General features: G+C 66.2%; 16 protein-coding genes. 7 read left to right on the top strand and 9 right to left on the bottom strand.

Going from position 1 to position 22,158, the window contains the following annotated elements; genetic code table 11:
• Positions 1–31 precede the first annotated feature (31 nt).
• From moeB to HMPREF3113_RS12750, 6 genes are all read left to right on the top strand, one after another.
• Positions 32–1,180, top strand: coding sequence for a molybdopterin-synthase adenylyltransferase MoeB (moeB, locus tag HMPREF3113_RS12775; RefSeq protein WP_070473131.1), 1,149 nt, complete (start codon positions 32–34; stop codon positions 1,178–1,180).
• 264 nt (positions 1,181–1,444) lie between these two features.
• Entirely contained in the window at positions 1,445–3,271 is a 1,827-nt protein-coding gene (locus HMPREF3113_RS12770; RefSeq protein ID WP_070473128.1) for a monovalent cation:proton antiporter-2 (CPA2) family protein, read from the top strand.
• Positions 3,272–3,350: 79 nt separating this feature from the next.
• Entirely contained in the window at positions 3,351–4,232 is an 882-nt protein-coding gene (gene folD, locus HMPREF3113_RS12765; protein ID WP_019183081.1) for a bifunctional methylenetetrahydrofolate dehydrogenase/methenyltetrahydrofolate cyclohydrolase FolD, read from the top strand.
• A gap of 281 nt (positions 4,233–4,513) precedes the next feature.
• Positions 4,514–5,971, top strand: a complete 1,458-nt coding sequence (gene guaB / locus HMPREF3113_RS12760; protein ID WP_046273777.1) for an IMP dehydrogenase — start codon at positions 4,514–4,516, stop codon at positions 5,969–5,971.
• Positions 5,972–6,082: 111 nt separating this feature from the next.
• The gene (gene guaA, locus HMPREF3113_RS12755; RefSeq protein WP_070427206.1) at positions 6,083–7,648 is read left to right on the top strand and encodes a glutamine-hydrolyzing GMP synthase; all 1,566 of its coding nucleotides are present in this window, start codon (positions 6,083–6,085) and stop codon (positions 7,646–7,648) included.
• Positions 7,649–7,968: 320 nt separating this feature from the next.
• The gene (locus tag HMPREF3113_RS12750) at positions 7,969–8,655 is read left to right on the top strand and encodes a hypothetical protein (protein ID WP_019183078.1); all 687 of its coding nucleotides are present in this window, start codon (positions 7,969–7,971) and stop codon (positions 8,653–8,655) included.
• 296 nt (positions 8,656–8,951) lie between these two features.
• Here the strand turns inward: HMPREF3113_RS12750 and lpdA are convergent, their stop codons facing one another.
• The 4 genes from lpdA to HMPREF3113_RS12730 are packed head-to-tail and all read right to left on the bottom strand — an operon-like array spanning position 8,952 to position 13,995.
• Complete coding sequence (gene lpdA, locus HMPREF3113_RS12745; protein WP_070473126.1) at positions 8,952–10,358, bottom strand: dihydrolipoyl dehydrogenase; 1,407 nt, start codon at positions 10,356–10,358, stop codon at positions 8,952–8,954.
• 3 nt (positions 10,359–10,361) lie between these two features.
• Positions 10,362–11,693 carry a dihydrolipoamide acetyltransferase family protein gene (locus HMPREF3113_RS12740; protein WP_070473123.1) on the bottom strand — a complete coding sequence of 444 codons (1,332 nt, stop codon included), beginning with the start codon at positions 11,691–11,693 and terminating at the stop codon, positions 10,362–10,364.
• A 3-nt stretch (positions 11,694–11,696) separates the two neighbouring features.
• On the bottom strand, positions 11,697–12,740 hold the full coding sequence (locus HMPREF3113_RS12735) for an alpha-ketoacid dehydrogenase subunit beta (RefSeq protein ID WP_070473120.1): 1,044 nt from the start codon (positions 12,738–12,740) through the stop codon (positions 11,697–11,699).
• A gap of 4 nt (positions 12,741–12,744) precedes the next feature.
• On the bottom strand, positions 12,745–13,995 hold the full coding sequence (locus tag HMPREF3113_RS12730) for a 3-methyl-2-oxobutanoate dehydrogenase (2-methylpropanoyl-transferring) subunit alpha (protein WP_070473116.1): 1,251 nt from the start codon (positions 13,993–13,995) through the stop codon (positions 12,745–12,747).
• A 262-nt stretch (positions 13,996–14,257) separates the two neighbouring features.
• On the opposite strand from HMPREF3113_RS12730, the gene HMPREF3113_RS12725 reads away from it, so the two are divergent.
• Positions 14,258–15,169, top strand: a complete 912-nt coding sequence (locus HMPREF3113_RS12725; protein WP_046273747.1) for a LysR substrate-binding domain-containing protein — start codon at positions 14,258–14,260, stop codon at positions 15,167–15,169.
• Here the strand turns inward: HMPREF3113_RS12725 and HMPREF3113_RS12720 are convergent.
• The 5 genes from HMPREF3113_RS12720 to HMPREF3113_RS12700 all read right to left on the bottom strand — a co-directional run bounded on the left by HMPREF3113_RS12720 (position 15,139) and on the right by HMPREF3113_RS12700 (position 22,158).
• Positions 15,139–16,335: a YkvI family membrane protein gene (locus HMPREF3113_RS12720; protein WP_070473113.1), complete on the bottom strand. Its 1,197-nt coding sequence runs from the start codon at positions 16,333–16,335 to the stop codon at positions 15,139–15,141. The genes HMPREF3113_RS12725 and HMPREF3113_RS12720 overlap by 31 nt on opposite strands.
• Positions 16,332–17,336, bottom strand: a complete 1,005-nt coding sequence (gene bla, locus HMPREF3113_RS12715; RefSeq protein WP_070473110.1) for a class A beta-lactamase — start codon at positions 17,334–17,336, stop codon at positions 16,332–16,334. Before bla ends, HMPREF3113_RS12720 begins: the two co-directional genes overlap by 4 nt.
• Entirely contained in the window at positions 17,333–18,376 is a 1,044-nt protein-coding gene (locus tag HMPREF3113_RS12710; RefSeq protein ID WP_070473107.1) for an N-acetyltransferase DgcN family protein, read from the bottom strand. The genes bla and HMPREF3113_RS12710 overlap by 4 nt, the downstream gene beginning before the upstream one ends.
• A 190-nt stretch (positions 18,377–18,566) precedes the next feature.
• The gene (locus HMPREF3113_RS12705) at positions 18,567–20,774 is read right to left on the bottom strand and encodes a TonB-dependent receptor (protein ID WP_070473104.1); all 2,208 of its coding nucleotides are present in this window, start codon (positions 20,772–20,774) and stop codon (positions 18,567–18,569) included.
• A 79-nt stretch (positions 20,775–20,853) separates the two neighbouring features.
• Positions 20,854–22,158 (bottom strand): peptide MFS transporter, encoded by a 1,305-nt coding sequence (locus HMPREF3113_RS12700; RefSeq protein ID WP_070473100.1) that lies wholly within the window; start codon positions 22,156–22,158, stop codon positions 20,854–20,856.

Raw genomic sequence — 22,158 nt, 5'->3', positions numbered from 1 at the left:
GGCCGGCGCGCCCGTGCGCGATAATCCCCGCATGAGCACGATCCCCGAACTCACCCCGGCCCAGGCCCGTGAACGCCTCGCCCATGGCGCGCTGCTGATCGACATCCGCGAGGCGCACGAACGCGCCACCGGCATGGCCGAAGGCGCCCTCGGCATCGCCAAGGGCGATCTCCAGGCCGAGCCAGACGCCCACCTGCCGGCCGCCGACCGCGAGGTCGTCCTGATCTGTCAGAGCGGCAGGCGTTCGATGGAGGCCGCGGTTTTCCTGTCGGACCTGGGCTACCCGAATGTCGCCTCCGTCCACGGCGGCACCACCGCCTGGCGCGGTGACGGTCTGCCCCTGGTGCAGCCGATGCAGAGTGATGCCGAGCGCGACTTCAACGAGCGTTACTCGCGTCATCTGCTGTTGCCGCAGGTCGGTATCGAAGGCCAGAAGACGCTGCTCGCTTCGCGCGTGCTGGTGCTCGGCGCGGGCGGCTTGGGTGCACCGGCGAGCTTCTACCTGGCCGCGGCCGGGGTAGGGCACCTGCGCATCGCCGATGACGACGTGGTGGACCGCAGCAACCTGCATCGGCAGATCATCCACACCGATGCCAGCGTCGGCGAGCCCAAGGTGCTCTCCGCGCGCGCACGCCTGCTCGCGCTCAATTCCTCGCTGGACGTGGAGGCCGTGCAGGCGCGGGTCACCTCGGGCAACATCGATGCGCTGCTCGAGGGGGTCGACGTGGTGCTGGATGGTTCGGACAATTTCCCGCTGCGCTACCTGCTCAACGATGCCTGCCTGCAGCACGGCATCCCGCTGGTGTATGGCGCGGTGGAGCGGTTCACCGGCCAGGTCAGCGTGTTCGATGCTGGTCGCCAGCGCGGCACCGCGCCGTGCTACCGCTGCCTGTTCCCCGAGCCGCCGCCGCCGGAGTTTGCGCCCAACTGCTCGGAGGCGGGTGTGCTCGGCGTGTTGCCGGGCATGGTCGGCCTGCTGCAGGCCACCGAAGTGCTCAAGCTGCTGCTCGGCATCGGCGAGCCGCTGATCGGCCGCCTGCTCACCTTTGACGCGCTGGGCATGCGCTTCCGCGAGACGCGGCTGCGGCCCGACCCGGGTTGCCCGTTGTGCGCGCCCGGGCGCGACTTCCCCGGGTACATCGATTACGCCGCCTTCTGCAGCGGCGGAGGGGCCGCGTAGATCCACGCCATGCGTGGATGTGGTTCGCCAGGGTCCACGTAGATCCGCGCCCTGCGTGGATGCGTTGGCGAGGGGCCGCCAGGTCAGCGCAGCCACGCATGGCGTGGCTCTACCCCTGGGTTCGGTCGCGATTTCGGGACGATCTGGCATCCAGGTTCAATATCGTTCTGAATTCAGTACGATTAAACGCATCATCTGCGCTATTGCCCTTCCGCGCTTTGCCCTATCGTTGACCCATCTTGTGTAGTCCGGGGAAGCAACCGCATGGCGGTGGAAGCAGGTGCCAGTGAACTGGTGAAAGTAGTGGCGCTGCTGGGGGCGGCCGTGGTCATGGTGCCGTTGTTCCGCCGGCTTGGGCTGGGCTCGGTGCTGGGCTATTTCGCCGCCGGGCTGGCCATCGGCCCGTTCGGGTTCGGGTGGTTCTCCGATCCGCAGGCCATCCTGCATACCGCCGAGCTTGGCGTGGTGATGTTCCTGTTCGTGATCGGCCTGGAGATGCGGCCCTCGCATCTGTGGAGCCTGCGCAACGAGATCTTCGGACTGGGCACGCTGCAGATCGTGGTCTGCGGCACCGTGTTGACCGGCGTGTGCATGCTGCTCGGTTTCCCGTTGCCGGTGGCTTTCATCGGCGCGGCCGGTTTCGTGCTGACCTCCACCGCAGTGGTGATGCAGCTGCTGGCCGAGCGCGGCGACATCGCGCTGCCCACCGGCCAGAAGATCGTCTCGATCCTGCTGTTCGAAGATCTGCTGATCGTGCCACTGCTGGCCGTGGTCGCGTTCATGGCGCCGGTGCACAGCGATGCGGGCGAGAGCTCGCGCTGGGTCACCGTAGGTATCGCCGCCGGTGCGATCGTCGGCCTGGTGCTGGTCGGCCGCTTCCTGCTCAATCCGCTGTTCCGCATCCTTGCTGCCGCCAAGGCGCGCGAAGTGATGACGGCGGCCGCGCTGCTGGTCGTGCTCGGCGCCGCGCTGCTGATGCAGCTGGGTGGCTTGTCGATGGCGATGGGCGCGTTCCTTGCGGGCGTGCTGCTCAGCGAATCCACCTTCCGCCACCAGATCGAAGCGGATATCGAGCCGTTCCGCGGCATCCTGCTCGGTCTGTTCTTCCTCAGCGTGGGCATGGCGCTGGACCTCACCGTGGTCGCCAACAACTGGCCGCTGATCGTCTCCGGCGTGTTCGCGCTGATGCTGGCCAAGGCGGTCTGCATCTACGTGGTCGCGCGCATCCTCGGGAGTGATCATCGGCAGGCGCTGGATCGCGGCGTGGTGATGGCGCAGGGGGGGGAGTTCGCGTTCGTGCTGTTCTCGGCCGCGGCGGTAGCCGGCGTGATTGACGTGCAGGTCAACGCCAACCTCACCGCGATCGTCGTGCTCTCGATGGCGCTGACGCCGCTGTTCGTGCTGCTGCACGACAAGCTCATGCCGGATCGCGAAGTCTCGCTCGACGGCGTCGAAGAAGCCGACGGCCTGTCCGGCAGCGTGCTGCTGATCGGCTTCGGTCGTTTCGGCCAGGTGGCGAGTCAGTCGCTGCTGGCGCGCGATGTGGATGTCACCGTCATCGACAACGACGTGGACATGATCCATAACGCCGAGCGCTTCGGATTCAAGATCTACTACGGCGACGGCACCCGCCTGGATGTGCTGCATGCGTCTGGCGCAGGGACAGCGCGTGCGATCGCGGTGTGCGTCAACAACGACCAGGATGCCGATCGCATCGTCGAACTGGTCACCCACGAGTTCCCCCAGGCCAAGCTGCTGGTGCGCTCGTTCGATCGCGAACATTCGCTGCGCCTGATCCATGCCGGCGTGGACTTCCAGATCCGCGAGACCTTCGAATCGGCCCTGCAGTTTGGCCAGGCTGCGCTGATGGAGCTGGGTGCCGATCCGGATGATGCGCGCGAGATCGCCGAGCAGATCCGCGAGCGGGATGCCGAACGCTTCGAGCTGGAGATGGCGGGCGGCGACCTGCGCGCCGGCGCGCACATGGTGTTCGGCAGCGCGTTGCCGGGCGTGCCGACGCCCACGCCGTTCACCGCGCCCAAGCGCAAGGCGCGCACGCTCAACGCGGACCAGGTGCCCGAAGAAGAATGAGGCGCCGGCACTGCCGGTGGGCGGGGCGGGCCGAATCAGGGACAATAGCCGACCGTCGCCCCCACGCCTGCCGCCCTCGATGAGCTCACCGACCCCCGACACCGTCTCTTCCGCCCGCATTCTCGACGGCCGCCGCATCGCCGAAGACCTGCTGGACAGCCTCAAGGTCCGGGTCGACGCCCGCCTGGCTGCCGGTGGCAGCCGTCCGGGCCTGGCCGTGGTGCTGGTGGGTGGCGACCCGGCCTCGACCGTGTACGTGCGCAACAAGCGCCGTGCGGCCGAGAAAGTGGGCATCGAAGCCTTCGATTACGACCTGCCGGCCGGCACCACCGAGGCCGAACTGCTGACCCTGATCGACCAGCTCAACGCCGATCCCAAGATCCACGGCATCCTGGTCCAGCTGCCGCTGCCGGGCATCCCGGACGCCAACCGCCTGATCCACCGGATCGACCCGCGCAAGGACGTGGACGGCTTCCACCCGGAAAACGTCGGCCATCTGGCCCTGCGTGAGTTCGGCCTGCGCCCGTGCACCCCGCGCGGCATCGTGACCCTGCTCGGCCATACCGACCAGCCGGTGCGTGGCCGCAATGCCACCATCGTCGGCGTCAGCAACCATGTCGGCCGCCCGATGGGGCTGGAGCTGCTGATTGCCGGCTGCACCGTCACCAGCTGCCACAAGTTCACCCCCAAGGACGTGCTGGAGCAGTCGGTGCGCAATGCCGACATCCTGGTGGTCGCGGTGGGCCGCCCGGGCATCGTCCCGGGTGAATGGGTCAAGCCGGGCGCCGTGGTGATCGACGTGGGCATCAACCGCCTGGATGACGGCCGCCTGGTCGGCGATGTCGGCTTCGAGGCCGCCGCCCAGCGCGCCAGCTGGATCACCCCGGTCCCGGGCGGGGTAGGGCCGATGACCGTGGCGACGCTGATGCAGAACACGATCGAGGCGGCAGAAGCGTTTTGAGCGGCCTGGGCCGACTGGCACCCGCCGTCCTCCGGTCCTGACCTGCTGCCCTTGGTAGAGCCGACCGTTGGTCGGCTGCTCTTGGCGCGGTGGCAGGTCGATCCAGAGGCAGCCGACCAACGGTCGGCTCTACCGTGTTCAGGCGGTGCCGACGGAGGTAGCCGACCAACGGTCGGCTCTACCCCCCGACCGTCGGCGCGACACAGCGTCGCATCTGACCCCTGCCAAAGACGCCCGAATCAGGGTAAAATGTCGCGCTTCCCCACATCTCGGGTATGCCGATGCTGCGCATCCAGGCTGAAGCTCTCACCTACGACGACGTCTCCCTCGTCCCCGCTCATTCCATCATCCTGCCCAAGGATGTCAGTCTGGAAACGCGCCTGACGCGCGACCTGCGGCTGAAGCTTCCGATCCTCTCGGCTGCCATGGATACCGTCACCGAAGCCCGCCTGGCCATCGCCATGGCCCAGCTCGGCGGCATGGGCATCATCCACAAGAATCTGAGCGTCGAGCAGCAGGCTGCCGAAGTCGCCAAGGTCAAGAAGTTCGAGGCCGGCGTCATCCGCGACCCGATCACCGTCGGCCCGGAAACCACCATCCGCGACGTGCTGGCCCTGACCCAGGCGCGCAACATCTCCGGCGTGCCGGTGGTGGACGGCGGCGGCCAGTTGGTCGGCATCGTCACTCACCGTGACATGCGCTTCGAGACCGAGCTGGACGATCCGGTCCGCCACATCATGACCAAGAAGGATCGCCTGATCACGGTCAAGGAAGGCGCGGCCTCCGATGAAGTGCTGCAGCTGCTGCACCGCAACCGCATCGAGAAGATCCTGGTCGTCAACGATGATTTCGCCCTGCGCGGCCTGATCACCGTCAAGGACATCCAGAAGAACACCGACTACCCGAACGCCGCCAAGGACACCGCCACCCGCCTGCTGGTCGGCGCGGCCGTCGGCGTCGGTGGTGATACCGACCGCCGGGTCGAGGCGCTGGTCGCCGCCGGGGTGGACGTGCTGGTGGTCGACACCGCGCACGGCCACTCGCAGGGCGTGCTGGACCGCGTCAGCTGGGTCAAGAAGCACTTCCCGCAGGTGCAGGTCGTCGGTGGCAACATCTGCACCGGTGAAGCCGCACTGGCGCTGCTGGACAGCGGTGCGGACGCGGTCAAGGTCGGCATCGGCCCGGGCTCGATCTGCACCACGCGTGTCGTCGCCGGTGTCGGCGTGCCGCAGATCACCGCGATCGACCTGGTCGCCGAAGCGCTGCAGGATCGCATCCCGCTGATCGCCGACGGTGGCATCCGTTACTCCGGTGATATCGGCAAGGCGCTCGCCGCCGGTGCCTCCACCATCATGATCGGTGGCCTGCTGGCCGGTACCGAGGAATCGCCGGGCGAGACCGAGCTGTTCCAGGGCCGCTCCTACAAGAGCTACCGCGGCATGGGCTCGCTGGCCGCGATGGAGAAGGGGTCCAAGGACCGCTACTTCCAGGACGCCTCCAGCGCCGACAAGCTGGTGCCCGAAGGCATCGAAGGCCGCGTGCCGTATCGCGGCCCGGTTGGCGGCATCATCCACCAGCTGATGGGCGGCCTGCGCGCCACCATGGGCTACGTGGGCTGCGGCACTGTCGATGACATGCGCACCAAGCCGAAGTTCGTCAAGATCAGCGGCGCCGGCCAACGTGAGAGCCACGTCCACGACGTGCAGATCACCAAAGAGCCGCCGAACTACCGCGCCTGATGCGGCATGAGCAAAGAGGAACGAGGAAGCTGATTCCCGTTCCTCTTTCTCTATCCGCCGCTGGTAACGACGCTGTGTTTCCCGTATTTACTCCTGCATTGCCCGGGCACCATGACCAACATCCATAACGACAAGATCCTCATCCTCGATTTCGGCGCCCAGTACACCCAGCTGATCGCGCGCCGCATCCGCGAGCTCGGCGTGTACTGCGAGATCTGGGCATGGGACCACAACCCGGCCGACATCGCCGCGTTCGGCGCCAAGGGCATCATCCTGTCCGGTGGCCCGGAATCGACCACGCTGCCGGGCGCGCCTGCCGCACCGCAGGAAGTGTTCGACAGCGGCCTGCCGATCTTCGGCATCTGCTACGGCATGCAGACCCTGGCCGCCCAGCTCGGTGGCGCCACCGAAGCGGCCGACCAGCGTGAGTTCGGCCATGCCGAAGTCAACGTCGTCGCCCCGGATGCACTGTTCAAGGGCCTGAGCGATCACGGTGGCGAGCCGAAGTTGAATGTCTGGATGAGCCACGGCGACCACGTCTCCGTCGCGCCCCCGGGCTTCACCGTGACGGCCGTGACCGATCGCATCCCGGTGGCCGCGATGGCCAACGAAGAGAAGCGCTGGTACGGCGTGCAGTTCCACCCGGAAGTGACCCACACCCTGCAGGGCCAGGCGCTGCTGCGCCGCTTCGTGGTGGACGTGTGCGGCTGCGAAACCCTGTGGACCGCCGCCAACATCATCGACGACCAGATCGCCCGCGTGCGCGAGCAGGTCGGCGACGACGAAGTGATCCTGGGCCTGTCCGGCGGCGTCGATTCGTCGGTCGTGGCCGCGCTGCTGCACAAGGCAATCGGCGACAAGCTGACCTGCGTGTTCGTCGATACCGGCCTGCTGCGCTGGCAGGAAGGCGACCAGGTGATGGCGATGTTCGCCGAGCACATGGGCGTCAAGGTGATCCGCGTCAACGCGGCCGACCGCTACTTCGCCAAGCTCGAAGGCGTGAGCGACCCGGAAGCCAAGCGCAAGATCATCGGCAACCTGTTCGTGGACATCTTCGATGAAGAGTCCAACAAGCTGAAGAACGCCAAGTGGCTGGCGCAGGGCACCATCTACCCGGACGTGATCGAGTCGGCTGGCAGCAAGACCGGCAAGGCGCATGTGATCAAGAGCCACCACAACGTCGGCGGCCTGCCGGAGCACATGAAGCTGGGCCTGGTCGAGCCGCTGCGCGAGCTGTTCAAGGACGAAGTGCGTCGCCTCGGCGTCGAGCTCGGCCTGCCGCGCAGCATGGTCTACCGCCACCCGTTCCCGGGCCCTGGCCTGGGCGTGCGTATCCTGGGTGAAGTGAAGCGTGAGTACGCCGAACTGCTGGCCAAGGCCGATGCCATCTTCATTGATGAACTGCGCAAGGCCGACCTGTACGACAAGACCAGCCAGGCGTTTGCGGTGTTCTTGCCGGTGAAGTCGGTGGGCGTGGTGGGTGATGCGCGGGCTTATGAGTGGGTGATTGCGCTGAGGGCCGTGGAGACGATCGACTTCATGACGGCGCACTGGGCGCATCTGCCGTATGAGTTCCTGGGGACGGTGAGCAACCGGATCATCAATGAGTTGCGGGGGGTGTCGCGGGTTGTTTATGACATCTCGGGGAAGCCGCCAGCGACTATTGAGTGGGAGTGAGTTGAAAGAACGAGGGCGCCGAGAGGCGCCCTTGTTGTTTGGTGAGTTGGAACTAGCGACGCTGCTATGAGCTTGGGTCTAAGCCGTGGACTATGGAAGCCCTGCCACATGATGTCTTGCATGTTTGAGTGGGACCGCGGCCTTTGGAATAATGTTGCACAACACGTTTGGTTTATTTGTTGAAGTCAACTGCTGTGTCAAGTGCTACGTCAGCCGCGCCGCCGCGGTGATCCGCTGTTCCGCTGTTCCGCTGTTCCGCTGGAGCGATCTTGATTTTTCGATTTTCTCGAGCGAAGAAGAAATTCTCACGGAGTTAAAGGATGCCCGAGTCGTCGCTAAAGTACAGCATCATCGTTGCAGTTGTATCCTCGCTACTTAGTGCAGCGCTGACCCTGATAGGCGCGTTGGCGCTGCAATCGCGTGAAGCTGAGTGGAGCGAGAAGGATCAATTTTCGAAAGAGGCGGTGCAGACTTTCCACGAAACCATTTCGATTGTTGATGAAGGCTATTTGGCTCTAAAAAATCTGCAGGGAGCTGCAGATGCAAGAGGCTGGGATGAAGTCTCACTCGGCCCGTGGACCGACTACATGGACTTCAATCGTGGCTGGAATCAACGATTGATCGCGCACTACTTCAAAGTTGAGAGATACTTCGGAACGGCGATGGCCAGGCAATTGATCGAACTTCAGATTGATACGGATGCAAATTCAGGTCCGTATCCGGAAGGGAAGAAGCTTTACAACTTCAGAGCACTGGCTGATGACGTCGAGGCTTCGATTCGGTTCGCCGCTGTAGAGAGGAGCATTGTAGATAGTGGTGAACTTGGTGAGGCTTCTACGGATTGGATTGGCGCGATCGAGAGTCATAGAAGGCGCCAAGCTGACACCTCGTTAATGCTTCTGGAATATAAGAAGGGGTCCATGCGCTTTGCCCGCAGCTTAAATGACACGCTGACTCAATTAGGTGTCAAGCAAGTAACTGTCCATCCGACGCAGGTGCAGCGTTAGCAGGCACAGCACTAATGCAATTTCTGCACGTGCACCTGTGAGGCTACGACGCACCCGTGCGGGACGAGGCCGACCGTTGGTCGCGCGTGCTTTGGCAGACACATGGCCTTGGCGGAATCGTGCTGCGCTGGCCGGCGAATGGTGCCTTGGTCGAGGATAGGCCACGGCCAGTATCCATGGCTGCCCGTTGCGACGTATCGGAAGCAGCAAACAGAAACGGCCCGCAATGCGGGCCGTTTCTATTCCTGCCTGGACATCCAGCGCTGCCGATGTCTCAGCAGCGCCGTGCAGACGCCTCAGATATGCAACGCATGCCCCAACGCACGCAGCGCGGCTTCCTGCACGGCCTCACCCAGTGTCGGGTGCGGGTGAATCGTCCCGGCGATATCCTCCAGCGTGGCGCCCATCTCAATCGACTGCACGAAAGCGATCGACAGTTCCGAGACCTGCACGCCTACGGCCTGCCAGCCGAGGATGCGGTGGTCGCTGCTGCGCGCGACAACGCGCACGAAGCCATCGGTGGATTCCAGCGACATCGCACGGCCATTGGCGGCAAACGGGAACAGTGCGACCTTGGTCTCGATGCCCTGCGCCTTGGCTTCGTCCGGCGACAGCCCGACCACCACGATTTCCGGATCGGTGAAGCACACCGCCGGAATCGCGGCCGGCACGAAGTGCCGCTTCTTGCCGCTGACGATCTCGGCCACCAGTTCGCCCTGCGCCATCGCCCGGTGCGCGAGCATCGGCTCGCCGGCGACATCGCCGATCGCCCACACGTTGCGCATCGAGGTCTTGCACTGGTCGTCGATCTTGATCGCCTTGCCGGTCAGATCCAGCTGCAGCGATTCGAGATTGAAGCCGTCGGTCTTCGGGCGACGACCCACCGCGACCAGGATCTGGTCGGCGTCCAGCGCGATTTCGTTACCGTCCTTGTCACGCACGCGCAGCTGGCCGTTGTCGGCCAGGCCGAGCACGCTGTGGCCGGTCAGCAGCTTCACGCCGGACTTCTCCAGGTGCGTGACCACCGGCTTGGTCAGCTCGGCGTCGTAGGCCGGCAGGATGCGTTCCTGGGCCTCGACTACCGTGACCTCGCAGCCGAGCTTGCGATACACCGTGCCCAGTTCCAGGCCGATGTAACCGCCACCGACGACGATCAGCTGCTTGGGCAGCGAGGTCGGCGAGAGGGCTTCGGTGGAGGAGATGACCTTGCCACCGAACGGCAGGAACGGCAGTTCCACCGGCACCGAGCCGGTGGCCAGCAGCAGGTGCTCGCAGCTGATGCGCAGCGTGCCGCCATCTTCGGCGGCACCGGCGATCTCGACGGTCTTGCCGTCGACGATCGTGGCCCAGCCCTTGATCAGCTGCGCGCCGTTCTTCTTCAGCAGTGCACTGACGCCACCGGTCAGCTTCTTGACGATGCCGGCCTTCCACGCGACGGTCTTGGCGAGATCCAGCGACGGTGCCTGCACGCTGATGCCCAGCGGCGAGGTGCCTGCCGCGTACGCGGTGACCTTGGCGAGTTCCTCTGCGGCATGGATCAGCGCCTTGGACGGAATGCAGCCGATGTTGAGGCAGGTGCCACCCGGATTGACGCCCTCGACCACGATGGTCTTGACGCCGAGCTGGCCGGCGCGGATGCCGGCGATGTAACCGCCGGGACCGCCGCCGATGATCAGCAACTGGGTTTGAAGGGTATTGGACATCGCTTACTCCACGAACAGCAGGGCCGGGGTTTCCAGGCGCGTACGGATCGCCTGCACGAACTCGGCCGCATCCATGCCATCGACGATGCGATGGTCGAACGAGGACGACAGATTCATCAGCTTGCGCGCCACCACCTGGCCCTCGCGGAACATCGGGCGTTCGATGATGCGGTTCACGCCGACGATCGCCACTTCCGGGTGGTTGATGATCGGGGTCGACACCACACCGCCAACGGCACCGAGGCTGCTGATGGTGATGGTCGAGCCGGACAGCTCCTCACGCGTTGCCTTGCCCACGCGCACGGCATTGGCCAGGCGCGCGATCTCGGTGGCGGTCTGCCACAGGTCCAGCGACTCGGCATGCGCGACCACCGGCACCGACAGGCCGACCTCGCTCTGGGTCGCGATGCCCAGCTGCACGCCCTCATAGCGGGTCACGATGTTGGCCTGGTCATCGAAGCGGGCATTCATCTGCGGGAAGTCGCGTGCGGCCAGCACCACGGCGCGTGCCAGCAGCGGCAGCAGGGTCAGCTTGCCGCGCTCCTTGGCCCAGCGTTCGTTGAGCTTGGCGCGCAGGGCTTCCACTTCCGTGACGTCGATTTCTTCCACATAGGTGATATGCGGAATGGTCGACCAGGACTGCTGCATCTTCTGCGCGATCTTGCGGCGCAGGCCCATGATCGGCACCTGCTGCTCGCCGGTACGGCGCGCGTAGCTGCTGCCACCGGCACTGCTGCCACCGACCGGCTGTGCCTTGCCACCGGCGGCGGCGTAGGCGTCCAGATCGGCCTGCAGGATGCGACCGCCCGGGCCGGTCGCCGGCACATAGCGCAGCTCGATCCCCAGGTCCCAGGCGCGGCGGCGCACGGCCGGGGAGGCGAGCGGCGCTTCACCGGCGTTGAGCACGCCGTTGGTGACCGCACCGCGCTCGTCGCGCTTGGCAGCGCAGGCGGGTGCGGATGCAGAGGCAGCCTTGGTGGGCGTCGCGGCTGGTGCAGCCTCGGTGGCGGCCGCAGGTGCAGCAGCAGGCGCATCAGCCTTGGGCGCAGCAACCGGTTCGGCCGGCGCACTGGCGGCGCTGGCGTTGCCAGCACCGTCCACTTCCAGGCGGATCAGCTCGCTGCCGACGGCCATCATCTGGCCGGGCTTGCCGCCCAGCGAGACCACGGTACCGGCGACCGGCGAGGGGATCTCGACCATGGCCTTGTCGGTCATGACCTCGGCCACGACCTGGTCTTCGGCGACCGGGCCACCGACCTCGACCTTCCAGGTGATCAGTTCGACTTCGGCGATACCTTCACCGATGTCCGGCATCTTGATGACGTGATGTCCCATGGTTCAGTCCTCCAGCACGCGCTGCATTGCATCGATGACCCGGGACGGACCCGGGAAGTAGTCCCATTCCTGCGCGTGCGGATACGGGGTGTCCCAGCCGGTAACGCGTTCCACCGGGGCCTGCAGGTGGTAGAAGCAATGCTCCTGCACCAGCGCGACCAGTTCGGCGCCGAAGCCGCAGGTGCGGGTGGCTTCGTGCAGCACGATGCAGCGGCCGGTCTTCTTGACCGAGGTGACGATGGCCTCCAGATCCAGCGGCCACAGGCTGCGCAGGTCGATCACTTCGGCATCGATCCCGGCATCTTCGGCGGCGGCCTTGGCCACCCACACAGTGGTGCCGTAGGTGATGATCGTCAGTGCCTTGCCTTCGCGGGCGATGGCGGCCTTGTCCAGCGGCACGTTGTAGTAACCCTCCGGCACCAGGTTGTCCGGGTACTTGGACCACGCGGTGACCGGGCGGTCGTGGTGACCATCGAACGGGCCGTTGTACAGGCGCTTGGGCTCCAGGAAGATCACCGGATCGTCGTTCTCGATCGAGGCGATCAGCAGTCCCTTGGCGTCGTACGGGTTGGAGGGCATGACGGTGCGCAGGCCGGTGGCATGGGCGAAGATCGCCTCCGGGCTCTGGCTGTGGGTCTGGCCACCGTAGATGCCACCGCCGCACGGGGTGCGGAACACCAGCGAGGAGGTGAAGCTGCCGCCGGAGCGATAGCGCATGCGCGCCGCTTCGGACACGATCTGGTCGTAGGCCGGGTAGATGTAATCGGCGAACTGGATTTCAGCGACCGGGCGCAGGCCGTAGGCGGCCATGCCGATCGCCGCGCCGGCGATGCCGTTTTCGGAAATCGGCGCATCGAACACGCGCTGCTTGCCGTACTTGGTCTGCAGGCCGTCGGTGCAGCGGAACACGCCGCCGAAGTAGCCCACGTCCTGGCCGAAGACCACCACGTTGTCGTCGCGTTCCAGCATCACGTCCATCGCCGAGCGCAGCGCCTGGATCATGGTCATCGGCGTGCCGCCGGTGTTGTTCTGTTCAATCCCGCTCATGTGTTCAGACTCCCAACTGCTGACGCTGGCGACGGAGGTGTTCGGGCATGTCCTTGTAGACGTCTTCGAACATGAGGGCCGCGCCGGGACGGTTGTCGCTGCCGAGCAACCCGTGGGTCTCGGCTTCCTTGAGGGCACGCAGGATCTCGGCATCCAGTTCGGTGCGCAGTTCGTCGTGCTGCTGCTCGCTCCACAGGCCGCGCTTGATCAGGTGCTGCTTCAGGCGGTCGATCGGATCGCCGAGCGGGAACTGCTGCGCATCGTCGGCGGGGCGGTACTTGGACGGATCATCCGAGGTCGAATGCGGGCCGGCGCGGTAGGTGACCCACTCGATCAGAGTCGGCCCCAGGTTGCTGCGGGCGCGTTCGGCGGCCCAGCGCGAGGCGGCGTACACGGCCAGCAGATCGTTGCCGTCCACGCGCAGCGACGGAATGCCGTAGCCCACGCCGCGCGCGGCGAAGGTGGTGTTCTCACCGCCGGCGATGGCCTGGAAGGTGGAGATCGCCCACTGGTTGTTGACCACGTTGAGCACGACCGGGGCGCGGTACACGTGCGCGAAGGTCAGCGCGGCGTGGAAATCGCCTTCGGCGGTGGCGCCATCACCCACCCATGCGGTGGCGATGCGGGTGTCGCCCTTGATCGCCGAGGCCATCGCCCAGCCCACCGCCTGGATGTACTGGGTGGTCAGGTTGCCGGAGATCGAGAAGAAGCCGTAATCCTTGTAGGAGTACATGATCGGCAGCTGGCGGCCCTTCAGCGGGTCGGCCGCGTTGGACAGCACCTGGCACATCATGTCCACCATCGGCACTTCCTTGGTGACCAGGATGCCCTGCTGGCGATAGGTCGGGAACTGCATGTCGTCATCGCGCAGCGCCAGGGTCTGGCCGACGGCGATGGCTTCCTCGCCCAGGCACTGGATGTAGAACGAGGTCTTCTTCTGGCGCTGGGCGATCAGCATGCGCGCGTCATAGGCGCGCGTCTTGAGCATGGCGTGCATGGCACGCAGCAGCACGGCGTCGTCGATATCGGCGGCCCACGGGCCCACGGCGTCGCCGTTGTCGTCCAGTACGCGGATCAGCTGGCTGGTCAGCGGTGCGGTCTGGCTGGCGCTCACGTCCACGGGCGGCTTGTCGACCGCGCCGGCGGGGCTCAGCTTCAGATAGGAAAAGTCGGTGGCCTCGCCGGGACGGGCGCTGGGCTCGGGCACGTGCAGACGCAACGGCTCGCTCGTGGCGGGGATCTGGGGTGATGACATGTCAGGGGCCTCGCTGGGCTTGGGTCATGGAGCTACAGGCATACCGCAGGCGGGGGGCAACGGTAATGGCGATGTTGGCGCGCCGACATCCGGTCAGGATCTCGTCGCGAAGCGGGTAAGGACCAGCGCTTGCAAGGCGGCTGGGGCCATGGCGCATTGCACCCGATGTGAAGTCTAGAGGCACAGCGGCTTATCGTAAATTTGTTTAATTGCGTATGAGGTATTGTTTATTCAGATATCTTCATTCCGCGGGAGCTCGTGCATGCAAATCCCAGCCAACATGACCCTGCGCCAGCTGCGGTACTTTGCCGAAGCTGCCGAGTTGGGGCAGTTCTCACAGGCCGCACGCAAGCTGCACGTCTCCCAGTCGGTGATCACCACGGCGGTCGCCCAGCTGGAAACCTCGCTGGGGCTGAAACTGTTCGACCGCATGCCGCACGGGGTCGGACTGACCGCCGAGGGCCATCGGTTCCACCAGCATGTGCGGCACATCCTGGACACGCTGCAGGACGCCCTCAGCGAGCCGATGTTCCTGGCCAACACCCTGCCGGGCCGGGTCCGGATCGGCGCGTCCTACACCGTGCTCGGTTACTTCCTGCCGAGCCTGCTGGCGCGCTTCAAGCGCTCCTACCCGCAGGTGGAGGTGGATCTGGTCGATATGGACCGTGCTGCGATCGAGCAGGGCGTCGGCAGCGGTGACCTGGATTTCGGGCTGTGCATCATTTCCAACATGGCCGAGCCCTATGTGCTGCGGCGGCAGGTATTGATCCGCTCGCGCCGCCAGCTGTGGCTGTCCGAGTCGCACCCGCTGCTGCAGCTGCCGGTGATCAGCCCGGCCGACGTCGAGCCGTATCCCTACATCATGCTGATGGTGGACGAAGGGCAGGAGTCGGCGATGCGCTACTGGCGCTCGGTCGGGCGCGAACCCAACGTGGTGTTCCGCACCTCGTCGCTGGAAGCGCTGCGCGGCATGGTTGCCTACGGCTTCGGGGTCAGCATCCTGTCGGACATGGTCTACCGCCCGTGGTCGCTGGAGGGGCGCCGGATCGACGTGCGCACCCTCACCGATGCGGTGCCGCCGATGGAGGTCGGCCTGGTCTGGCGCCCGGACGAAGACCTGTCCGCGCCGGCACGCGCACTGCATCAGTTCCTGGTCTTTGCCTGTGGCGGCTGAGCGCCGAGCGCATCGACCAGCGCAGGCCGCGGATCGGGCAGCTCGCCCACGGGCGCGGTGAAGGCCTGCCCATGGCGTGTCCAGATCTGCCACGCCGAGTACGCCAGCAGCGGCACCACGTAGGTGGCCAGGATGGCGTAGGCCAGCAGCCGGTAGCCCTTCGCGATCAGCGCGACCAGTCCGATGCCATCGGCCAGGAATACGGCCATCAGCAGGATGGCGGCAATGATCGCCACCCGCATGCCGCGGCCGGGGGCAGCGCCGGTGCGCTCTTTCCAGTTGACGCTGATGCGGCCGTCCACCGAGGCCATCAGCGTGACTCCGGTTTCGACCAGCGCGACCATGATCATCAGCCGGAACAACCACTGGAACCACGGCAGGCCGAGCTGGCCGAGCATCAGGTCCGAGGGCAGGGGCGCATCGGCGATGTCCGGCAGGAAGGCGATCATGCAGACGTAGAACACGATGGCCGGCAGGATCGCCAACGGGCCGGCCAGGGCGCCGGCGATCACCGCATCGCGCCGGCACAGCAGGTGGCGCACCACCAGCAGGATCGAGACCGCCGCGAACATGTTGTAGCCGGCGTAGGTGACGCCGTTGAGCACCCAGTCCTGGCCGAGCTCATGGGTGTTGGACAGCTGCGCCATCGCGCCGCCGCCGAAGCGATAGAGGATCAGGCACGCGGCAATGGCGTAGACCAGGTACATGAAGGCCGACATCAGCTTGAACATGCGTTCGACGGCGTTGGTCCCGGCCTGCACTACGCCGGTGATGATCGCCACCAGCACCAGCGTGCCGACGATCCGTGGCCAACCGAACATGGTCGCGGCCAGTTCGCCGGCGGCCGCGCCGAACACCGCCAGCACCACCACGATCAACGCCAGGTAGGCCACTTCGAAGGTCCACCAGCCACGGCCCAGCAGATGCCGGAAGAAGGTGCGGTAATCGTTGGCCCGGATCGCCCGGGCCAACAGGAACGTCAGGATGCAGATCACGCTCCAGATCAGCATCGACAACACCATCGCGGCCAGGCCACCCCACGGGCCCGATGGCAGGAAAAACTCCGCCAGCTCACGGCCGGTCGCGTATCCGCCGCCGATCACGGCCGACTTGAACGCCAGGCCGGGCAACAGATACCGCTGGAACCGGCTGGCGGCGGCGGTCACTTGCGGGCGGCCGCAGGCTGCAGCAGGTAGAAGTCGCGCACGGTGCGCGCGATCTCGGCGATCACCCGCTCACGTTCGCTGCGCGGGGCGTTGCTGGCTTTGACGAACACGGAGATCGCGAACCGGCTGCCGTCGGGCAGGGTGATCACGCCGACATCATTGACGGTGCCGGCCACGGTGCCGCTCTTGTCGGCCACCTTGGTGCCCGGCGGCAGGCTGCCACGCAGGCGCGCGCTGCAGGTCCGGCAACGCTCCATGATCTGCACCAGCACCTCGGTGCTGGCCGGGCTCAGGGCCTTGCCGGTGAACAGCCTGGTCAACAGGGTGGACATCGCGCGCGGCGTGGAGGTGTCGCGCGGGTCCTTGTCGAAGGCTTCGTTGCCGGCTTTGGTGCGCTTGACCACCTCCGGATCGAGGGTCAGTTCGGCGACGCGTTCCTTGGTCAACGGCTCATCGCCGAGGCCGAAGATATCGCTCAGCAGCTGGCGGGTGTTGCGGTCCAGGCGCTGGCCTTCGATGCCCTGCGCGCGCAACCAGGCGGTGACCGCGGCCGGTCCGCCGGCCTGCGCCACCAGCACGTCGGTGGCGGTGTTGTCGCTCTGGGTCAGCATGACCTCCAGCAGGTTGTGCACCGACAGGCTCACACCGTCATGGATGAAGCGGTCCGCGATCACTTCCGAATCGACATAGAACGATTTCGGCACCGGCACCATCGTGGTCAACGCCAGTTCGCCGGCATCCACCTTGGTCAGGATCACCGCCGCGACTGCCACCTTGAACGTGCTGGCCATCGGGAACCCTTCATCGGGGTTCAGATGGACCTGCTCGCCCTTGCCATCCAGTCGCCACGCCGAGACACCGACCTTGCCGTCGATCAGGGTGGCCAGCCGCGCGACTTCGGTTTCCACCGGGCTGGTCTTGCCGGCGCTGAACGCGGCGAGCGGGCTGAGGCCGAGCAACGCCGCCACGCACAGGCTCAAGGTACGGGATGTCATCTTCATGCGATGCAGGCCTCCAGCAGGCGGTTGAATTCCCCATCTTGCCGCATCGGATCGGCCACCGGCAGACCAAGACGCGCGCTGACTTCGGCGCAGGCGGCCGCTGCCGCGGCGTCGGTCATGCCATGGGTATTGAGACTGACGCCGACACAGCGGATATCCGGATTGGTCCGGCGGCCCAGCTGCACGGTCAACGCGATCACGTCTTCGATGGAGGGCAGCGGGTAGTCCGGATAGCCGAGCACGTGCTTGCGCCCCGGCTGGTGGCAGACTACGAACACGTCCGGCTGGCTGCCATGCAGCAGGCCGAGGCTGACACCGGCGTAGGCAGGATGGAACAGCGAGCCCTGGCCTTCGATGACATCCCAGTGATCGTCGGCCGCGTTCGGGCTGAGCAGTTCGGCGGCGCCGGCGGAGAAGTCGGCCACCACGGCGTCCATCGGAATGCCGCTGCCGGCGATCAGAATGCCGGTCTGGCCGCTGGCGCGGAAGTCGGCATCCACGCCGAGGCCACGCAGGCCACGCGCCAGTGCCAGGGCGGTGTACTTCTTGCCCAGCGCGCAGTCGGTGCCGACGGTCAGCACGCGCTTGCCGGTGCGCTTGCGGCCGTTGCCGACCGGAATGCCACGCGGCGGCACGCGCACGTTGATCAGTTCGCGCCCGTGGCGTTCGGCTGCGGCCGCCAGTTCCGGAATGTCACCCAGCTTCTGGTGCATGCCGCTGACCAGGTCCAGCCCGTTTTCCAACGCATCGACCAGGGCCGGCAGCCACTGCGGCGGAATCACGCCACCGCCGTTGGCCACGCCGATCACCATCGCACGTGCACCGGCCGCGCGCGCCTGGGCCGGCGTCATGCTCGGCAGGCCGGTGCTGATCGGGCAGCCCGGCAGGCTCCACTCGGCCACGCACACTTCCGGGGCCCAGTCGTGCAGGCCGATCGCGGTCTTGGCGAAGCCGGCTTCGGTGGTGTCGCCCAGGAACAGCAGGTACGGCTGGGGGAGGGCGGCAAGGGCCTGCACGGTGGCAGTGGGCGTCGAGCTCATGGCGGATCCAGTGGTCGGGGGAGAGAAGAGAGCAGGGGAAGCATTCACGAGGGGCTCGCTGTTGTTTGACCTGGTTGGATCTGTATAAGTCCTAATCAGAGAATATGCAACCTAATTAGGATTATTCCCTTTCTCTTCCGACGGGTGGTCCGGCGGCAGCTCGGGGCGCCGCCATGGCAGGTGGCTGGACTCAGTAGCGATAGTCGATGGACATGCCGATCGTGCGCGGCTGCAGCGGTACGCCGGTCACCGCGACATAGCGGTTGAGCGCGTCCCGCACCGAGCCGGTGGAGACGTACGCGCGCTCGTCGGTGGCGTTGCGCGCGTACAGGCGGACCGTCCACGTCATGTTGGTCAGCTCGGCATGCAGGTCCAGCGCGTTGTAGCTGTCGATGTCGTACGCCCCGGCCACGCGCTCGCCGGTAACCCGATAGCCGGCACCGACCCGGCCCCGCCACTGGTCGCTCACATCGACGTCGTAGTCGATCGTGCCCGACCAGCTCAGCCGCGGCGTCATCGGCATGCGGCTGCCCGAGACCAGGCCGCTGGAGGGCGGTACGTCGCCGATCGTCGAATCGATGTAGGCCGCGTTGAGGCCGAGTGTGAGGCGCTCGGCCGGCCGCACCATCAGGCTCAGTTCCGCGCCCTGGCTGCGCGCGCTGCCGGCGTTGCCCATCCAGCTCAGGCCGTTCTCGGACACGCGCACCTGGATGTCGTCCCAGTCGATCCGGAACAGCGCCAGATCGATCATCGCGCGGCGGTCCCAGAAGTGCGATTTGAAGCCGAGTTCGACGTTGTCCAGCGTGTCGGCCTTGGTCATCGGCACCACGCCGGAGGTCGATACGTTGGGACCACCCGGGCGGTAGCCGGTGGCGTAACGGGCGTAGATCATCGAGCTGTCGTTGAGGTGCCAGCGCGAGGCCAGCTTCCACGTCGTCACGTTGTCGTCGGCGGAATCGGCCAGATCGATCGGCCGCGGGCCGTACAGCAGGCCGGTGCTGTGCTGCTCGAAATCCTGCTGGTTGCGCGCGTGCCGCACACCGGCGGAGACATCGAAGCGCGGGCTGAACGTGTACGTGACGTCGGCGAAGATCGCCTGCTCGTCATAGGTGCCGGGCAGGCTGGCGGTGCCGGGATTGAACGGCAGCGGGATGCCGTTGGTATCGTACGCGCTCACCTGCTGGCGGTTGGCGTTCTTCTCGCCGGTGAAGAAGGTGCCCAGCAACCATTCAAAGCGCTCACTCTCATTGGAGCTGAGGCGGAACTCCTGGGTCCATTTGCGGGTGCCGAGGAATACATCGAACTGCGCCTGGCCGGCCGGGTACGGGGTCAGCAGCGGCCATGCCACGCCGTAGACCAGCGTGGAGTCCTGCACCTCATCCATGCGGGTTTCGGAGAAGCTGGTCGCGGAGACGAAATCAACGTTGCCCAGGTCCCAATCCAGGATCGCCGAGTAGTAGTCGGTCTCCATCCGGTATGGGGTCGCGCGCTGCAGGATGCCTTCGAGCGGGCCGCGGATCGGCTCCAGCGTGGGATAGGTCAGGCCCACCGCGCTGGAGTTGTCGGCATCCACGATCTGCGACAACGCCTGCACACGCAGGTTGGCCGTGTCGCTGATGCGCCAGGTCAGCGCCAGCCGGGAGGCGAGCTGGTAATAGCCGTTGCTGTCCTTGGCGTCCTCGCCGGTGAGGTCGGGCTGGTCCACATAGCCGGGCGTGCCCTGGCGCGACAGGCTGGCACGCAGGCCCAGCTTGCCTTCGATCAGCGGCACGTTGAACGAGGTGCGCACGCCGGTGCCCACGTCGCCCGCTTCCTTGGTGGCGTTGACGTCCATGCCGGCGCGGAACTCGAAGCTATCCGGATCGGCGGCCTTGGTGATGTACTTGAACAGGCCGCCCATCGAGCTGGCGCCATACAGCGTGCCCTGCGGGCCGCGCAGCACTTCCACGCTCTGGATGTCATACGGCAGCAGATCCAGCGCGTAGGTGGTCGCGCGCTGCTTGTTGCTGCTGGGGCCGATCGGGGTGTCATCGATGTAGGTACCGATGATCGAGCCGCCGCCGAGGGGCGCGACACCGCGCAGCGCCATCGTGGTCTGGCCCGGTGCGCCGCCACTGTCGACCTGGAAGCCGGGCACGTAGGCGGCGAAGTCGTTCAAGCGGGTCGCACCGAACGCTTCCAGGCGTTCTTCGCTGATTACGCTGACGCCGGCCGCCACCTCCATGACGTTCTCGCTGCGCTTCTGCGCGGTGGCCACCACGCGATCCAGCTCCACGACATCGGGGGTGCTGCGGCTGTCATCGGCGTCGGCATCCTGCGCCATCGCGGTGGTGGCAAGGCCCATGCAGCACAGGGTGATGGTGGAGGCGAGGATCGAGCGGTTGATCGGCTTGCGCATGTGGCGGTCTCTCCGGAATCAGGGACGGGGTCAGGCAGAAAACACGGTCGCCAGCCACGGCTGATATAGCCGCGTGGCGTCAGTCCGCAGAGGATTGGGTGGGGGCTGCGTTGTTGGCGAGCAGTGGCCGTGCCCGACGCTCCAGGCGCAGCAGCAGGAACGCAACGAACATGCAGGTGCCCGCCATCAGCGCGAAAAACACCGTGCTGGAAAGCGTCGACCACAGCGTGCCGACCGCGCCGGCCAGCAGGTTGCCGCCAAACGAGGCCAGGAACCAGAACGCGATGATGGTGGCACCGAAGCCCACCGGCGCCAGGCGGGCGAACAGGCCCAGTCCCACCGGCAGGATGAAGAGCTCGCCGAAGGTGAAGATCGCGAAGAACAGCGCGGCCCACAGCCAGCCGACCTTGGCCGACGGTTCACCGCCGAGCACCGCCACCAGCGCGAACGACAGGCCGACCACCGCGGCACCGATGGCCATCTTGGTCAGTGCGGCCGGCTCGCGGCCATCGCGTGCCTGGCGCGTCCAGCGACGCACCAGCAGTGGCGTGATCAGAAACACCAGCAGCGGGTTGAGCGAGAAGAACCAGGTCATTGGCAGGGTGAAGTCTGCGGTGAGCACGCGGTCCACCCCGGTGTCGAGCCAGATCGCGATCGTGTTGCCGATCTGCTCGTAGGCCAGGCGGAAGATCACGATCAACCCGGCGATCATCGTCATCAGCTGCAGCAAGGGCCGGTAGGCCGGCTGCCACAGCGCCGAGAACGGCAGCGTGGCGCGCTCGCTGCGCGGCGGATCCGGTGGCAGGTGGCGGCGGCCGGTGATGTAGATCACCAGCCCGAGCAGCATGCCGATGCCGGCGGCGGAAAAGCCCACGTGCCAGCCATACACCTCGCCCAGCGTGCCGCAGACCAGCGGCGCCAGAAACGCGCCGAGGTTGATGCCCACGTAGTACACGTTGAACGCCGAGCCACGGCGCGGGTCATCGCGCGTGTACAGATCGCCGACCTGGCCGGGAAGGGTGGGCAGGAACAGCCCGTTGCCCAGGATGATCGCCAGCAGCGCTGGATACAGCAGTGCATCGAAGGCCATCAGGAAATGGCCGAACGCCATGATCGCCCCGCCCAGGATCACCGCACGCCGTTTGCCCAGCCAGCGGTCGGCGAGCATGCCGCCGAACACCGGGCTGAGGTAGGCCAGCGCGGTGTACAGGCCATAGACCAGTGAGGCCTGTTCCTGCGAAAACAGCAGCTGCTTGGTCATGTAATAGACCAGCAGGGCCCGCATGCCGTAGTAGGAGAATTTCTCCCACATCTCGGTGAGGAACAGGATGGTCAGGCCTGGCGGTTGCCCGAACCAGGCCGTGCGCGGTGCTTGGAGGCTCAT

The organism is Stenotrophomonas sp. HMSC10F06 (genome assembly GCF_001807865.1).
GTDB lineage: Bacteria > Pseudomonadota > Gammaproteobacteria > Xanthomonadales > Xanthomonadaceae > Stenotrophomonas > Stenotrophomonas bentonitica_A.
This window is presented reverse-complemented; position numbering and strand designations above follow the sequence as displayed.

Bases quoted from the DNA above. Each gene is read 5' to 3' on its own strand.
- moeB (WP_070473131.1), top strand. From the start codon at position 32: ATGAGCACGATCCCCGAACTCACCCCGGCCCAGGCCCGTGAACGCCTC.
- HMPREF3113_RS12770 (WP_070473128.1), top strand. From the start codon at position 1,445: ATGGCGGTGGAAGCAGGTGCCAGTGAACTGGTGAAAGTAGTGGCGCTG.
- folD (WP_019183081.1), top strand. From the start codon at position 3,351: ATGAGCTCACCGACCCCCGACACCGTCTCTTCCGCCCGCATTCTCGAC.
- guaB (WP_046273777.1), top strand. From the start codon at position 4,514: ATGCTGCGCATCCAGGCTGAAGCTCTCACCTACGACGACGTCTCCCTC.
- guaA (WP_070427206.1), top strand. From the start codon at position 6,083: ATGACCAACATCCATAACGACAAGATCCTCATCCTCGATTTCGGCGCC.
- HMPREF3113_RS12750 (WP_019183078.1), top strand. From the start codon at position 7,969: ATGCCCGAGTCGTCGCTAAAGTACAGCATCATCGTTGCAGTTGTATCC.
- lpdA (WP_070473126.1), bottom strand. From the start codon at position 10,358: ATGTCCAATACCCTTCAAACCCAGTTGCTGATCATCGGCGGCGGTCCC.
- HMPREF3113_RS12740 (WP_070473123.1), bottom strand. From the start codon at position 11,693: ATGGGACATCACGTCATCAAGATGCCGGACATCGGTGAAGGTATCGCC.
- HMPREF3113_RS12735 (WP_070473120.1), bottom strand. From the start codon at position 12,740: ATGAGCGGGATTGAACAGAACAACACCGGCGGCACGCCGATGACCATG.
- HMPREF3113_RS12730 (WP_070473116.1), bottom strand. From the start codon at position 13,995: ATGTCATCACCCCAGATCCCCGCCACGAGCGAGCCGTTGCGTCTGCAC.
- HMPREF3113_RS12725 (WP_046273747.1), top strand. From the start codon at position 14,258: ATGCAAATCCCAGCCAACATGACCCTGCGCCAGCTGCGGTACTTTGCC.
- bla (WP_070473110.1), bottom strand. From the start codon at position 17,336: ATGAAGATGACATCCCGTACCTTGAGCCTGTGCGTGGCGGCGTTGCTC.
- HMPREF3113_RS12710 (WP_070473107.1), bottom strand. From the start codon at position 18,376: ATGAGCTCGACGCCCACTGCCACCGTGCAGGCCCTTGCCGCCCTCCCC.
- HMPREF3113_RS12705 (WP_070473104.1), bottom strand. From the start codon at position 20,774: ATGCGCAAGCCGATCAACCGCTCGATCCTCGCCTCCACCATCACCCTG.
- HMPREF3113_RS12700 (WP_070473100.1), bottom strand. From the start codon at position 22,158: ATGAGCCTCCAAGCACCGCGCACGGCCTGGTTCGGGCAACCGCCAGGC.